Below are 14,166 nucleotides of genomic sequence, written 5' to 3' on the forward strand. Positions count from 1 at the left end.
GCCATTATACGCACGGCGGCCAACGACGACGGGCTCACACTTTCTTGCGGAACACCGCGTTGCGCTTGCGCCGGCCCACCAGGCAAATCATGCCCATGCCGGCCAGCAGCATGCCGTAGCCGGGCGCTTCCGGCACCGGCGACAGGGTTTGCGCCATGTAACTGGCACCGATGCGGGCCAGGTCTGCGTCCGTCACGCCGAATACGAAGAACTTGTTGTCGCCACTGTCGGTGCTGAAATCGTTGTCGTTGGCCACGTACAGGGTGTGGGTCAGCACGCCACCGCGCATGATGTCGGCGCCGAACGCCAGCCCTTCGATCTTGGCCGGGATCTGTTTGGCGCTGTAGCCGTTGGCCACCAGCACCGGCACCAGGTCCAGGAACAGTTGCTTGTTCAGCGCGGGCGTGCCGGCGTTGATGGCGGCCAGCCCGCTCACGTCCGTGGCGCCGGCCAGGTCCACCATGTACAACTGCTTGTTGACGGCCTTGCTGCCATCGCCCAAACCCTTGCCGTCGCGCTCGTCGACCAGGAACTGGTGGTCGTTCAGTGCCACGATCTCGCTCACGCCGGTGCCGGTACTGAGCTGGTAGGCGTATTCATGGGTGGCCTTGGTGGCGAGGTCGATGGTCACGATGCGCAGCGTGCCCTTGGCGTCCTGCGCCAGGTTGGCCTGCATGGCGCCCACCAGGGTCTTGCCGTCGGGCGTGATGGCCAGCCCTTCCATGCCCTTGTTGGCGATGCGGCCGCTGGCGTTGCCGGCGATCTCGGCGTCGCCGCTGGCCGACAGGTGGGACACGGCCAGCGTGCCCGGCAGCGCATAACTGTTGATGCGCTGGCCAGTGGCGCGGTCGAACTGGTAGACATAGGGGCCGTATTCGTCGGAGACGTACACGCTCTTGCCGTCGCGCGAAACGCGCACCGCTTCCGGGTCGAGGCGGCCATTGTTCGGGTTGGCGCTCGTCTGCGATGGATCGAAGTTGTCGGAACGGCCCGTGAAGTAGTAATGGCCGGCGCTGTTGAGCGTGGGTGCGCCGCCGCCCAGCGCGTAGCCGCCACCCGTACCCAGCGCGCCGCTGCCGTAGCTGAGCGAGGTGGAACTCGACAACAGCGTGGTGGCGCTCAGCGTGGGCGTGAGCGTGTAGGCCAGGCCGGGGCCGGCATTGGCCGTCAACGTCATGTTGATGGTCTGGAAGCGGTTGATATAGGAGGTGGTGTTGTCCACCAGCGGGTTGTAGACGCTGGCGTTGGGGCCACGGTCCGGCGTGGCGATGAAGGTATTGCCGCCGGCATAAGCCAGGCCGGAACCGAGGCCGCCCAGCAGATTGCCGGCCACGCCATTTTCCAGCGGCCCGGCCGTGGCTGACGACAGGTCCGAACCCAGCCCGCTCAGGCTGCCCACGGCGATCAACTCCACGGCATGGGCACGCGGCATGGAGAATGCAGCGGCGATCAGCAGCGGCATCAGCTTCAGGTGTTTCATGATATTTCCCGGCATAGTTAACTATGCGGTAAAAATATCATTACGGCATGACATAATGATGACATGATGACCACATCGTACGGCGCCAGGCGGCGCCAGCCCGCGTCAGTATGGCACGCGGTAGCGGTAGCCCTTGAAGGTGAACACAGCGGCCTTGGGTTGCAGTTTGTCGAGCACCAGGCCGGGCGCGACTTCCTCGCCCTCGTGGCGCAACACCTTGTCGATCAGCAGCAGACGGTCGGCCGGATTGTGAGAATAGATGTAGCCGCCGACGGTGATGGGTGGGATCGCGCGTTGTATGGGCTCGGGCAGATCGCGCAAGTTCTGGAGCGGCTCCTCCGGCGCCGGTGGCGCGGAAGCGGCGGCCACTGGTACGGATCGCCCCGGCTTGGCGGCCACCTCCGGTGCGGCGGCGCGCTGGTGCGGTAGCGCCTCCGGGGCTGGCGCTGGCATGGCAGCGGCCACGCGCACTGCTGCCGGGGAATGCGGCGCGGACTGCGGCGCGGCGACGGCGACGGCCGGGGTTGGAGCCGGGGCTAACCGCGCGGCGACGGTTTGGGCCGGCGTGGCGACAGGCTGGGCCTGAGTGGTCGGCGCGGCCGCCGCTGGCAACTGCGCCACAGGCGCAACAGCCGCAACCACCGCAGGCGTCCCCGGCGGCGCTGGCGCCACGCCTGGCGCGACCGGCGGTGCCGGACGCAACACCAGCGCCAGCAAGCCCGCCGTCGCCAATCCCAGGGCCCCCAGCGCCAGCGGCAGCGCCTTGTTGCGCAGCCCCGCCCCGGCGGCCGGCGCGGCGGCGATGGCGGGCGCATGGATGGTGGGCAAATCGCCCAACTGGCGTTCCGCCTGCGCCTTTTTCAGTGCTTCCAGGATGTAGGACATGTATGATCGGCTGGCCCGGCCGGCCCGATGAAAAGTGGTCGATCCCGCGATTGTACGGCCTGCGGCCCCGAATTTCATCCCGCCGCAAATATTACATCATATTGTGATATATTCACTTTCCCCATATCACTTTCGTTCCCCGGCCTCATGTCACCCCGTTCCCACGAACTCAGCAAGAGCGACTTCGAGACGCTCTCCAATTTCCGCTACCAGATGCGGCGCTTCGAACACTTTTCCGAATCGGCCGCGCGCGCGGCCGGCATCACCCCGCTGCAATACCTGCTGATGCTGCACGTGAAAGGCTTTCCCGGCCGCGAGTGGGCCAGCATCGGCGAGCTGGCTGAACGGTTGCAGTCGCAACAGCATGGCGTGGTGGCGCTGGTGTCGCGCTGCGAGGCGGCCGGACTGGTGGAGCGGCGCGTGAGCACGGTCGACAAGCGCCAGGTGGAAGTGCATCTGCTGCCCCATGGCGAGGCGCTGCTGGTCAAGCTGGCCGACCTGCACCGGGCCGAGCTGCAATCGCTGGAAGGCAAGTTTACGGTACCGGTGATCGACTGGGAAACGCCATGAGCCGGCGCGACTTCGCGGGCGACCTGCGCCTGATTTTCCGCAGCGCCATGCCGGCGCGCTTCAAAACGCGCCAGCCGTAAGCGGCGGTACGCGACTGGCGATCAGCGACCAGTGACCTGCGACCGACGGTCTACAGTCTATGCCCAATGGTCAGCGGGGTGGATTCAGGCGCGGTTCCCGCGCCCCGGCCAACTGGTGCAGGCGGATGAAGGTTTTCGGGCCGGCCACGCCGTCGGCCTTAAGATGCTGGGCCGCCTGGAACTCGCGCAGGCGGCGCATCAGGGCCGCGTCCAGCGCCTGGTTCTCGACCGGCTTTTTCAGCCCGTACAACTGGGACAGGTGTTTGGCCAGCCAGTCCACGTCCGGGCCATGGTCGCCGTCCGTTACCTCGTCGCGCCAGCTACGCGGGGCGCGCCAGAACGTGACGTAACTGCCATCGTAGCGGGCCGCCAGCGCAGCGAGACTGAGGTGCTGGGACTTGCCATCGACCGCGAGGGTGGCGCCGCTGGCATCCAGCGCCGTCAGCAAGACATAGCGCGGGCTGGCCGGATCATCATGCAGCGTGAGCACGGCGGGACGGTCGAGCTGGCGCAATTCCTCCACACCGCCGCGCGTTTGCAGGCAGCGCAAATTCAGCTTGGCCGCCACCTGGCAAGGTTCGCCAGGCGGCAGCGTCTGCCCCCACAATGCGGCCAACTGGCGCAGCAACGGCTCGGGCCGCGCACCACCATCGCTGGCCGGCGCGCTGGACGCGGCGGCGACGGTGACGGACGGGGCCCCGGTCGCAGACGCGGCGACGGTTGCGGATGGAACGACACCAGCGGTGACGGTTGCGGAGGAAGCAATGCCGGAGGCAACGGTGGCGGAGGGAACGACACCGGCCGGCGCCGCGCTGGCGACGACGGGCGCCCTGGCGGCACCGGCCACAGGCGCGGGAACCGTGCGGCTGATCGCCCCTGATACCTTTTTGGTATCACGCTCCGGCAACCACTGCCAGGCCGCCGCGCTGATGGCCACCCCGGCCAGCGCGCCCGCCGCCAGGCCGGCGCCCCACTGCGGCCAAGTCCGGCGCCCCGCGCCCGCCCCGTTGACCGGCGCGGCGAACACTTCGCCCGCCGCCCGCCGCAAGATGGCCGGCGTAACCTGGGGCTGGTTCTCCACGTACGCGCCCAGCAGGGCCCGGTCGCACAGCAGGTTGATGCGGCGCGGCACACCCTTGGCCAGCTTGTGCACCCGCCCCATCAGGCGGCGCGGGAATGGCGAACGGGCCGTCGCGCCGGCCACGGCCAGCCGGTGTTCGATATAGCTGCCTGTTTCCGCCTCCGTCAGCGGCCCCAGGTGGTAGCGCGCGATGACGCGCTGGGCCAGTTGTTCCAGCTCCGGGCGCGCCAGCATGGTGCGCAGTTCCGGCTGGCCGATCAGGATAATCTGCAACAGCTTGCGTTCGTTCGTTTCCAGGTTGGTCAGCAGGCGCAACTGCTCCAGCACGTCGGCCGACAGGTTCTGCGCCTCGTCGATCACCAGTACGTTGTTGTTGCCCTGGCCATGGCTGTCGAGCAGATAGCGGTTGACCGCGTCCACATACCCTTTGACGGTGACGGCGCCCGCGCCTGGTGGCGCCAGCGTGATGCCGAACTCGTCGCACACGGACAGCAGCAACTCCTCCACCGACAGCTTGGGATTGAAGATGTAGGCCAGCTTGCAGTTGGCGGGAATCTGCTCCATGAAGCAGCGGCAGACGGTGGTCTTGCCGGCGCCGATCTCCCCGGTCAGCAGCACGAAGCCGCCGCCGCTGCCCACGCCATACAGCAGGTGAGCCAGCGCCTCGCGGTGGCGCTCGCTCATGAACAGGTAACGCGGATCGGGCGCGATGGAGAACGGCGCTTGCTTCAGGCTGAAAAATTGCGTGTACATGAAACCCCTGGGTGGCGTTCAGCGCTGGCGCACGGCCTTGGGCTGGACCGGGGGCAGCGGCTGGAACTTGGCGCAGTATATCTTGGACTTGCGGTCGAAATAGACGATGCGGCTGGCCGGTTTGGCTTCGCGCACCGGGAATGCCGAACTGTCGATTTTCGCATACTGCATGCCCACTTGCGCGGCGATGGCCTGTTCCAGCTGTTCCGGGGTGGTTTCGGCCACGGCGCCCGCGAACACGAAGGTGCTGGTGTCGTCGCTGACCATCACTTCGGAAATTTCCACGCCCCACAAGGTGGCGCCGTCCGACTTGAACCAATAGGCGCCGCCGTCGTGCTTATAGGCGGGGCCGAAGGCGTTCAACAGGTAGTCGTAGAAATATTTGTTGTCGACGGCGTCGCGGCACAACAAGGCGTTGCCAACGATGGTGCCAAAGGTGGTGGGCACGGCCGCCTGGGCGCCGGTGCCGGCCAGCGCCAGCGCGAACAGCGGCATCAGCGGCAGCGCCAACAGTGACGCAAACAGCCGTGCACGGCAGCCCCGCCGCCGGCGCGCGGCGATGTTCAAGCCAGCCGGCATGCTATAGCTTCGACATCCAGGCCCGGTTGGCCATGATGCGTGCCTTGGCTGTGGCGGGGAGCGCCTCATAACAGCCGGGATATTGCTTCAATGCACTTTCGCGCACTTCCTTCTGCAGCCCATTGATCAGAAAAATATACAGTACCCCGCCATCATCGGTCTTCCTGGTTCCCATATATTTGATCATGCTAACTCCCTTCACCCGATCAGCGGCCCGTGCGGTGGCCGCCTCCTTGCTGGCATTATGACATTGCGCCTTGAATTCACATACTGTTTCACCATCGGTACAGGGTAGATATCGGCTCCCCAATGTATAAACTGTAGCGTATGACGCAGTGTTGATCGGGCGCAGGCATGGTCGATAGTTCAAACATTCAGGTTCGACAACGTCTATTATGAAAATCTAGTATCCAGTGCCAGGCCGGTATGCTCTAATGAAAAGTGACCTGACGACGTAGCACTTCGTGGAGAGGGTAATGAATCGCCACATCACAGCGGCTGTTTTGACGCTGTCCCTGCTTGGTTCGGCCACCGCCGTGGCAGGGGATGCTATCGTGCTCGACAACAATAGCGACGCCACGCCCCAGGCGCCGCGCGGCTTCATCGAACTCGAAGATCCCATGCACACGCTGCAACCCTATCTGGCCGACGACATGATGTTGCCGCGCCAGCAAGCCGCGTATTGGGTCCAGCCCCGGTTGACAGCGGCCAAGGTGCAGTCGAGCGCCGAGCGCCCATCCAATGGCAAGAAGGAAGCGCGCCTGGCCGCGCTCAAGACCAAGTACTCCGACCTGCCGGAACCGCCCATGGCCTCCATGTTGCTGATCGGCCTGATCCTGCTATTTCTCACCGTGCAAGAGGAAAAGGACGAGAAGTTCTCCGAGGAGTAAGGCCCGCGCCACCCTGTGCACCGCTCAGGCGCTCTTTTCCGCAGTTGATCCCGACAATACGTGCATCCGTCTTTTTCCGCTCGCGGCGCGCCGGCCGATGGCTTATCTTTTCGCCATCCCCACTGCCTCCGAGAACCACCATGAATGCACTGATCTACCGTAGCACCCTGGCCGCGGCGCTGACGCTGGCCAACGCGTCCTTGCCGGCCGCCGCCAGCCAGCCCGACAACACCGTCGGCACGGAAACCCGCGCCCTTACCCCGTTCAGTGCCATCGCCGTGGAAGGGCCGTGGCATGTGGTGGTCACGGCCCAGGGTGAGCGGCCGCTGGAACTGAGCGGCCCGCGCAAGGAAATGGCCAACGTCGAGACGGTCGTGACGGGCGATACCCTGATCGTGCGGCCGCTGCAACGCAAGGGCTGGCACTTCTCGTTCAGCTGGAGCAAACCGGCGCCACTGACGGTGCACATCACGGCGCCCCATCTGCTCAGCCTGAAGGCCAGCGGCAGCGGTGACGTGGAACTGGAACAATTTCATGGCCAGCAACTGGCGCTGTCCACGTCCGGCTCCGGTGACTTGCGCGCCAGCGGCGATGCGCGCGAACTGACCGTGCGTACCGGCGGCAGTGGCAACGTCAACCTGCGGGCCATGATGGCCGGCAAGCTCAATTTGCGCATGAGCGGCTCGGGCGATGTGTCGGCCGGCGGCGTCGAACAGGATCTGAACGCCGAGCTGAACGGCTCCGGCGACCTGGACCTGAACGATGTACGCGGCGGGCGCGTCAACGCCGCGCTGCACGGTTCCGGCACCATGCACGTGCGCGGCGGCAGCAGGGAATTGCGGGCCGAGCTGTTCGGATCGGGCGACCTGGAAGCGTGTGAACTGCAGGCGCAAGCCGTGACGGCCGTGCTGCGCGGTTCAGGGGACGCCTGTGTGGCCGGCGCCACCCGCCAGTTCGAGGCCGAAGTGCACGGCTCGGGCGACCTCACCGCCAGCGCCAATTGCGAGCAGGTCAAGCTGACCATGAACGGTTCTGGCCAGGTCACGCTGGCCGGCAAGACGGACAAGCTCCATGCCCAGTTGAGCGGCTCGGGCGACCTCAACGCCCGCCAACTGTCGGCCGGCCAGGCCGAGGTAGTGGTGCGCGGCCCCGGCACCGCCATGGTCAACGTCAAGACGGCCGACAAGGCGCGTTTGCTGACCTTCGACCGCAGTGGCACGTACGAACGGGCCCACTGAAAACCATGGGGGACGTCACACGCTCATCCTGTGTGACGTCCCCCATGGTGGTGCCCATCGCTTAGTCGAAGCAGAGGCGCTTCTTGGTGGCGGCGATCAGCTTGGCGTCGTACGGGTACAGGTTTTCGATGAACAGCAGTTCGCTTTCATCCGGTTCATCCAGGCACATGGCCAGCATCACCGGGCCATCCTCCATGCGGCCCAGGAAATGCTTGGGCCAGCGGTTCTTGCGGTGCGCCCGCAACACTTCCATGCCGAGCTTGGCCAGCGGCGCCTTCACGCCGGCCGCCAGCGCCTCGCGCTGCCATTCATCCCAATAGTCGTTCTGTGCTGCCTTGTTCATGCGTGTTTCCTGAAGCGAAAAACGCCAGTGTACTCCCCCTCCACGCCAAGCTACCACAACAAGACCAGGTGGCATTCAACCACGCAAAAAACCATACCATTTACGAAAACCATCAAAACCATACAAAACAATGACTTACACAAGCAATCAAGCCAAATAAAGGCAGTCCACTTCAAAAGTACTCAATACCAGTTAAATACCTGTTGACAAGCTGGTTTTGCAAACATATAGTGCCCACAACTCCCCGGTTCGCAGGCGGTATGCAAGCCCGGCCGGGATAGCACAACAGCGTGGGCAACCTCAAACGATTATGATCGAATACTTCATCGGTGTGGATGGCGGCGGCAGCGGCACCCGGGTGCGCCTGGCGAACCGCGCTGGACGCGAACTGGCCGAAGGCGCCAGCGGCCCGTCCGGCCTGCTGCACGGCATAGACCGCGCCTGGGCCGCCGTGGAGGACGCAGCCGCGCAGGCGTTTCGCGCCGCCGGCCTGGCCATCCCGGAAAAACAGCAGGTCGCCATCGGCCTGGGCCTGGCGGGCGTGCATAACAAGCAGTGGGCGGCCCAGTTCGTGGCCGCCAATCCCGGCTACGCCAAGGTAGCGCTGGAGACCGACGCCGGCACCACGCTGCTGGGCGCGCACCTGGGCGAACCGGGCGCCATCATCGCGCTCGGCACAGGCAGCGTGGGCGAAGTGATGCTGGCCGACGGCAGCCGCTACGAAGTGGGCGGCTGGGGCTTCCCGTCCGGCGACGAGGCGGGCGGCGCGTGGATCGGCTTGCGCGCCGTGAACCACATCCAGCAAGTGATCGACGGTCGCGCCACCGGCAGCCCGTTCGCCAGCGCCGTGATCGAGGCCTGCGGCGGCACGCGCGACGCGATCCAGGTGTGGCTGGCCGGCGCCACCCAGACCCAGTACGCGCAACTGGCGCGGCTGGTGCTGCACCACGCCGACACGGACGCCGGCGCCGATCCCACCGCGCGCGCCATCCTGCTCGAAGCGGGCCGCCAGGTGGCCCTGATCGCGCACGCGCTCGACGCCGGCGCCAGCCTGCCGGTCGCGCTGTGCGGCGGCCTGGCCGCGCCACTGCGCCCTTACCTGCCGCAGGCTTTATTGGCGCGGGTGGTGGCGCCGCAAGGCGATTCGGCCGCCGGCGCCCTGCGCCTGATCCAACAACATTGGAAGGAGTAGCCAGTGCTTGCACAGTTGAGCGATTTCAGGCCCGACGCCAACAGCGATACCCCGCTCTATATGCAGTTGGCCAACAAGCTGTCCGACGGTATCGCCAGCGGCGACTGGCGCGCCAACGAGGCGCTGCCGTCCGAGCGCGTGCTGTCGGACATGCTGACCATCTCGCGGGTGACGGCGCGCAAGGCGATCGACATGCTGTGCGAACGCGGCATGCTGACCCGCAAGCGCGGCTCGGGCACCTACATCACGCCCAAGCTGGAACAGCCGCTGTCGCGCCTGACGAGCTTTTCCGAAGAGCTGAGCCAGCGCGGCTTCACGGCCGGCTCGCGCTGGCTGCAGCGCGAGATCGGCGTGGCCTCGCCGCAGGAACTGCTGTCGCTGGGCCTGTCGCCCAACATGCCGGTGGCGCGCCTGAAACGCTTGCGCACGGCCGACGACGTGGTGATGGCGATCGAAACGACCACCATCCCGGCCGCCTACATGCCCAACCCGCACAGCGTGGCAGACTCGCTGTACGGCTACCTCGAGGCGAACGGCGCGGTGCCGATGCGTGCGTTGCAGCACATCCGCGCCGTCAACGCCAACGCCGAGCAGGCACGCCTGGCCAACATTCCCGCGGGTGCCGCCATGCTGCACATCACCCGCGTCAGTTATCTCGACAACGGCGCCGCGGTGGAACTGACCCACTCGTTCTGCCGTAGTGATTATTATGAATTCGTAGCGGAGTCACGCAGATGAGCGGTGCAATCAAAGGCAATATCCTGACCTCGGCGGGCTGGGTTCGCGGCGAGATCGCGTTCTCGGACCGTATCGGCGCCATCCACGGCGCCACCACCGATCCGGCCAACAACGATGACGCTTACATCATCCCCGGCTTTATCGACCTGCACGTGCATGGCGGCGCCGGCAAGGATGTGATGGAAGGCGGCGACGCCGTCCACGCCATCGCCGCCATCCACGCCAGGCACGGCACCACCAGCCTGCTGGCCACCACCATGACGGCGCCACCGGAAGACATCGACCTGGCGCTGAAAGCCATCGGCGAGGCGTGCGCCAACCGCCGCCCCGGCTGCGCGCGGGTGCTGGGCGCGCACCTGGAAGGCCCGTACATCAACTCCGGCAAGCTCGGTGCCCAGCCCAACTACGCGCGCGCCGCCAAGCTGGCCGACGTGCAGCGGCTGGCCGCCTTCGCCCCGCTCAAGCTGATCACCGTGGCGCCGGAAATCGCCGGCCACCTGCAACTGGTGCGCGAGCTGGCCGACGCCGGCATGCGGGTGCAGATCGGCCACACGCTCGGTTCCTACGAGGACGGCGTGGCGGCGCTGGAGCACGGCGCGGCCGGCTTCACCCACCTGTTCAACGCCATGAGCGGCCTGCATCACCGCGAGCCGGGCATGGTGGGCGCGGCCCTGGCCCATGCGCAATACGCGGAACTGATCCCGGACCTGCTGCACGTGCATCCGGGCGCCATCAAGGTGGCGCTGCGCGCCATCCCCCACCTGTACTGCGTGACCGATTCGACGGCCGCCACCGGCATGCCGGACGGCGAGTACATGCTGGGCCGGCACACGGTGCAAAAGTGCATGGGCGGCGTGCGCCTGCCTGACGGCACGCTGGCCGGCAGCACCCTCACCATGGACCAGGCGCTGCGCAACCTGGTGGGACTGGGGCTGGACCTGGCCGACGCCTCGGCCCGCGTCTCCACCTATGCGGCCGACTACCTGGGCTTGGAGGAACGGGGCCGGCTGGCGCCCGGCGCCTTCGCCGACATGGTGGTGCTGGACCGCGACCTGAATCTCAAAGCCGTTTATATCGAAGGAGAACTGTTGTGACCTCAATGATGCTCAAAGAAGCGCTGTCGGCCGCCGACTGCGTGGCCCTGCAACTGGCCAGCGACACCGACCGTTACGCGGAGCTGGGCCGCAAATTGAGGAGCACGTCCTTCTCGACCGCGCTGACCATCGCGCGCGGCAGCTCCGACCACGCCTGCTCGTACGCCGCCTACCTGATCATGGCGCGCCTGGGCCGGGTGGTGGCGTCGCTGCCGATGTCGCTCGTCACGCTCAACAAGTCGCCGCTGATCACGCGCGACACGCTGGCCATCTCCATCTCGCAGTCGGGCCAGAGCCCGGACGTGGTGGAACCGATCCGCTACTTCCGCGATGGCGGCGCCACCACCGTGGCGCTGGTAAACGACATCGACTCGCCGCTGGCCCACGCGGCCGAATGGGCCATGCCACTGCGCGCCGGTAAAGAGCAAAGCGTGGCCGCCACCAAGAGCTTCATCACCAGCCTGGTGGCCAGCGCCCGCATGGTGGCCCAGTGGCAGAACGATCCGGAGTTGCTGGCCGGCCTGGCGGCGCTGCCCGATTCGCTGCGCGACGCCACCCGCGAGGACTGGTCGCAGGCGATCGACATCCTGGCACCGGCCCGCAACATCATGGTGGTGGGACGCGGCATCAGCTTCCCGGTGGCGCTGGAAGCGGGCCTGAAGTTCAAGGAAACGTCGGCCCTGCAGGCGGAAGCGTTCAGCGGCGCCGAGATCAAGCACGGCCCGATGGCGCTGATCGAGGAAGGCTATCCGCTGCTGATCTTCGCCACCCGCGGCCCGACCCAGGCCAGCCTGTTGCAACTGGCGGCCGAGATGCGCGGCCGTGGCGCGCGCGTGATCCTGGCGGCGCCGGCCGACGTGGCCGGGCGTGACCTGACCCTGCCCACCGCCGCCACCCCGGACCTCGACCCCATCGTCGCGATCCAGGCCTTCTACGTGATGGCGGCCAAGCTGGCGGCGGCGCGCGGCATGGACCCGGACAGCCCGCGCCACCTGAGCAAGGTCACCAAGACCAACTAAGGCCAAGCACGGCCAACTCAGTCTACTCCGCCCACTCCGCCCGCCACCCTTCCGCGCCCACCATGAAGATCAAGTTACTGCTGACAGCATGGCTGGCGTTGGGCGGGTGCGCGGCAAGCGCGGCGCACGCAGCGCAGGTGGCGGGAGCACTCCCACCGCCGCAAAAAATCGAATTCTGGACCTTCAGCATGAAGCCCAGGTTCACGCCCTACTTCGAGGCGCTGGCGCGCCGCTACGAAGCCGACAATCCCGGCGTCAAGCTGGAATGGGTGGACTTCCCGTGGGACGTGATCCAGACCAAACTGGTCACGCGCATCGTGGCCGGCACGCCACCGGCGCTGGTCAACCTGAACGTGCCGTGGGCCGAGGAATTCGCGCGCGACGGCCTGCTGGCCCCCGTTGACGCACTGCTGGCCGACGCCCGCTCGCGCTACCTGCCCGCCGCCATGCAGGACCTGACCTTCGGCGGCAAGACCTATGGCTTCCCGCTGTACAGCAACGTGGCCGTCATCGCCTACAACCGGCAACTGTTCCAGGCGGCCGGCATCACGCAGCCGCCGCGCGACCTGGATCAACAACTGGACACCGCGCGCCGCGTGGCGGCCCGCACCGGCAAGGCCGGGTTGTGCCCCGCCCTGTCGAAGATCGACGGCCTGATGATGCAGCAGGGACTGGACGTGATCCGCGACGGCCGCGCCGTCTTCAATTCGCCGCGCCACGTGGCGCTGGTGCGCAAGCTGGCCGACACCTACCGCGCCGGCGGCCTGCTCAAGGACAGCCTGTTCGCCGAAGATAACTTCCCGGCCGCGATCGACGCCTACAAGGGCGGCCGCCTGGCCATGCTGCTGGCGCCGCCCACGGCGCTCAAGCGTATCGAGGCCGACGCCGCCGACATCTACGCCGTCACCGACGTGGCGCCCGCACCGCTGGGGCCAACGGGCATCGCCGACGGCGGCTGGCTGATCCACTTCGCCGTCCCCAACAACGTCGATCCCGCGCTGCTGCCGGCGGTGGGCAAGTTCGCCCGCTACCTTACCAACGACGAGAACGAACTGGCGTTCGCGCGCCAGGCCAGCGTCTACCCGGCCAGCGCGCGCGCCGCCAACGACGCCTTCTTCACCACCGTGCCGCCCGGCGCGGGCGCGTCGGAAAAAGCCGTCGCCGCCGGCGCCGTCTCCATGCCGCACGCGCACACGCTGTACGTGGCCGGCGTGACGGATTACGACGAACTGCGGCGCTACCTGGTCAAGGCGGTGGAAGCCGGCGTGACAGGCAAGCAGGACATCCAGCAGGCGCTGGACCAGGCGGTGGCGATCTGGAACCGCAAACTGGCCGCGCAGCGGAGGCACTGACATGACGCGACGCTCCCTCGCCGCCTGGCTGTTCCTGGCGCCCGCGCTGGCGCTGCTGGCCGTATTCTCGTTCTGGCCGGTGGCCTTCGGTTCCTGGCTGGCGTTCACCGACTACAGCCTGATCCGCCCCACCCACTGGGTCGGGCTGGACAATTTCCGCACCATCTTCGACAACGAGATGTTCGTCACCGGCTTGAAAAATTCGCTGCTGTTCCTGCTGATCGTGCCCTGCGTGCAGGTGGGCGCGCTGGGCCTGGCCGTGCTGGTCAACAACCGCCTGCCCGGCATCCGCTGGTTCCGCGCCGCCTTCTACGTGCCGGTGGTGACGACCGTGTCGGTGGTGGGCATCATGTGGGGCTTCATGTTCCACGAACAGGGCGCGCTCAATTACGTGCTGCTGGCCATGCACCTGGTGGGCGCGCCCGTCGGATGGCTGTCGAACGACACGCTGGCGCTGTTCTCCATCATGTTCGTCACGCTGTGGCGCGGACTGGGTTGGTACATGGTGATGTACCTGGCCGCGCTGCAGGCAGTGCCAGCCGACATGCAGGAAGCGGCCATCCTGGACGGCGCCACGCGCTGGCAGCGCTTCTGGAAAATCACCGTACCTATGCTGCGCCCCACCATCATGGTATGCACCATCCTGTCCGTGCTGGCCGCGCTCAAGGCTTACCAGGAAGTGGACGTGCTGACCCAGGGCGGCCCCATGAACTCCACCTTCACCGGGCTGTATTACGCCTACGACCAGGGCCTCAAGCACCTCAAGCTGCCGCGCGCGCTGGCCGCCAGCTTCGTCGTCTCGCTGTGCTGCGTGGGCATCGCCGTGCTGTGCCTGCGCTACATTAAGCCCCGGAGCAAGGTATGAAGATGCG

15 protein-coding genes are annotated in these 14,166 nt (G+C 66.7%); 9 read left to right on the forward strand and 6 right to left on the reverse strand.

Features of this window, described 5'->3' with window-relative positions; translation table 11 throughout:
* Nucleotides 1-34: 34 nt before the first annotated feature.
* Both H3H39_RS20590 and H3H39_RS20595 read right to left on the reverse strand, forming a co-directional pair.
* A complete protein-coding gene (locus H3H39_RS20590) occupies nucleotides 35-1,480 on the reverse strand; it encodes an esterase-like activity of phytase family protein (RefSeq protein ID WP_182156027.1) in 1,446 nt (481 codons plus the stop codon).
* Nucleotides 1,481-1,585: 105 nt separating this feature from the next.
* On the reverse strand, nucleotides 1,586-2,365 hold the full coding sequence (locus tag H3H39_RS20595) for a general secretion pathway protein GspB (RefSeq protein WP_182156030.1): 780 nt from the start codon (nucleotides 2,363-2,365) through the stop codon (nucleotides 1,586-1,588).
* 147 nt (nucleotides 2,366-2,512) lie between these two features.
* On the opposite strand from H3H39_RS20595, the gene H3H39_RS20600 reads away from it, so the two are divergent.
* Nucleotides 2,513-2,935 (forward strand): MarR family winged helix-turn-helix transcriptional regulator, encoded by a 423-nt coding sequence (locus H3H39_RS20600; RefSeq protein WP_182156032.1) that lies wholly within the window; start codon nucleotides 2,513-2,515, stop codon nucleotides 2,933-2,935.
* Between the two features lie 150 nt (nucleotides 2,936-3,085).
* Here H3H39_RS20600 and H3H39_RS20605 read toward each other — a convergent pair whose 3' ends face one another.
* From H3H39_RS20605 to H3H39_RS20615, 3 genes are read right to left on the reverse strand one after another with little or no spacing between them, the layout of a single operon-like run.
* Nucleotides 3,086-4,849, reverse strand: a complete 1,764-nt coding sequence (locus tag H3H39_RS20605; RefSeq protein ID WP_182156034.1) for an ExeA family protein — start codon at nucleotides 4,847-4,849, stop codon at nucleotides 3,086-3,088.
* Between the two features lie 18 nt (nucleotides 4,850-4,867).
* Nucleotides 4,868-5,428, reverse strand: coding sequence for a hypothetical protein (locus H3H39_RS20610; protein ID WP_229218161.1), 561 nt, complete (start codon nucleotides 5,426-5,428; stop codon nucleotides 4,868-4,870).
* 1 nt (nucleotide 5,429) lies between these two features.
* Nucleotides 5,430-5,615 (reverse strand): hypothetical protein, encoded by a 186-nt coding sequence (locus H3H39_RS20615; RefSeq protein WP_182156036.1) that lies wholly within the window; start codon nucleotides 5,613-5,615, stop codon nucleotides 5,430-5,432.
* A 289-nt stretch (nucleotides 5,616-5,904) separates the two neighbouring features.
* On the opposite strand from H3H39_RS20615, the gene H3H39_RS20620 reads away from it, so the two are divergent.
* Both H3H39_RS20620 and H3H39_RS20625 read left to right on the forward strand, forming a co-directional pair.
* Nucleotides 5,905-6,318 carry a hypothetical protein gene (locus H3H39_RS20620; protein WP_182156038.1) on the forward strand — a complete coding sequence of 138 codons (414 nt, stop codon included), beginning with the start codon at nucleotides 5,905-5,907 and terminating at the stop codon, nucleotides 6,316-6,318.
* Between the two features lie 140 nt (nucleotides 6,319-6,458).
* The gene (locus H3H39_RS20625) at nucleotides 6,459-7,556 is read left to right on the forward strand and encodes a GIN domain-containing protein (protein WP_182156039.1); all 1,098 of its coding nucleotides are present in this window, start codon (nucleotides 6,459-6,461) and stop codon (nucleotides 7,554-7,556) included.
* 61 nt (nucleotides 7,557-7,617) lie between these two features.
* On the opposite strand, the gene H3H39_RS20630 is transcribed toward H3H39_RS20625, so the two are convergent.
* Nucleotides 7,618-7,899: a hypothetical protein gene (locus H3H39_RS20630; RefSeq protein WP_182156041.1), complete on the reverse strand. Its 282-nt coding sequence runs from the start codon at nucleotides 7,897-7,899 to the stop codon at nucleotides 7,618-7,620.
* Nucleotides 7,900-8,209: 310 nt separating this feature from the next.
* On the opposite strand from H3H39_RS20630, the gene H3H39_RS20635 reads away from it, so the two are divergent.
* The 6 genes from H3H39_RS20635 (at nucleotide 8,210) to H3H39_RS20660 (ending at nucleotide 14,159) form a co-directional block, all read left to right on the forward strand.
* The gene (locus tag H3H39_RS20635; RefSeq protein ID WP_182156043.1) at nucleotides 8,210-9,091 is read left to right on the forward strand and encodes a glucosamine kinase nucleotide-binding domain-containing protein; all 882 of its coding nucleotides are present in this window, start codon (nucleotides 8,210-8,212) and stop codon (nucleotides 9,089-9,091) included.
* 3 nt (nucleotides 9,092-9,094) lie between these two features.
* Complete coding sequence (locus tag H3H39_RS20640; RefSeq protein WP_182156045.1) at nucleotides 9,095-9,829, forward strand: GntR family transcriptional regulator; 735 nt, start codon at nucleotides 9,095-9,097, stop codon at nucleotides 9,827-9,829.
* Nucleotides 9,826-10,923 (forward strand): N-acetylglucosamine-6-phosphate deacetylase, encoded by a 1,098-nt coding sequence (nagA, locus tag H3H39_RS20645; protein ID WP_182156047.1) that lies wholly within the window; start codon nucleotides 9,826-9,828, stop codon nucleotides 10,921-10,923. The genes H3H39_RS20640 and nagA overlap by 4 nt, the downstream gene beginning before the upstream one ends.
* 5 nt (nucleotides 10,924-10,928) lie before the next feature.
* Nucleotides 10,929-11,942: an SIS domain-containing protein gene (locus H3H39_RS20650; RefSeq protein WP_182156342.1), complete on the forward strand. Its 1,014-nt coding sequence runs from the start codon at nucleotides 10,929-10,931 to the stop codon at nucleotides 11,940-11,942.
* 62 nt (nucleotides 11,943-12,004) lie between these two features.
* A complete protein-coding gene (locus H3H39_RS20655) occupies nucleotides 12,005-13,294 on the forward strand; it encodes an ABC transporter substrate-binding protein (RefSeq protein ID WP_182156049.1) in 1,290 nt (429 codons plus the stop codon).
* Nucleotide 13,295: 1 nt separating this feature from the next.
* Entirely contained in the window at nucleotides 13,296-14,159 is an 864-nt protein-coding gene (locus H3H39_RS20660) for a carbohydrate ABC transporter permease (protein ID WP_182156051.1), read from the forward strand.
* Nucleotides 14,160-14,166 lie beyond the last annotated feature (7 nt).

The sequence above is a fragment of the Rugamonas apoptosis genome, assembly GCF_014042355.1.
Lineage (GTDB): Bacteria > Pseudomonadota > Gammaproteobacteria > Burkholderiales > Burkholderiaceae_D > Rugamonas > Rugamonas apoptosis.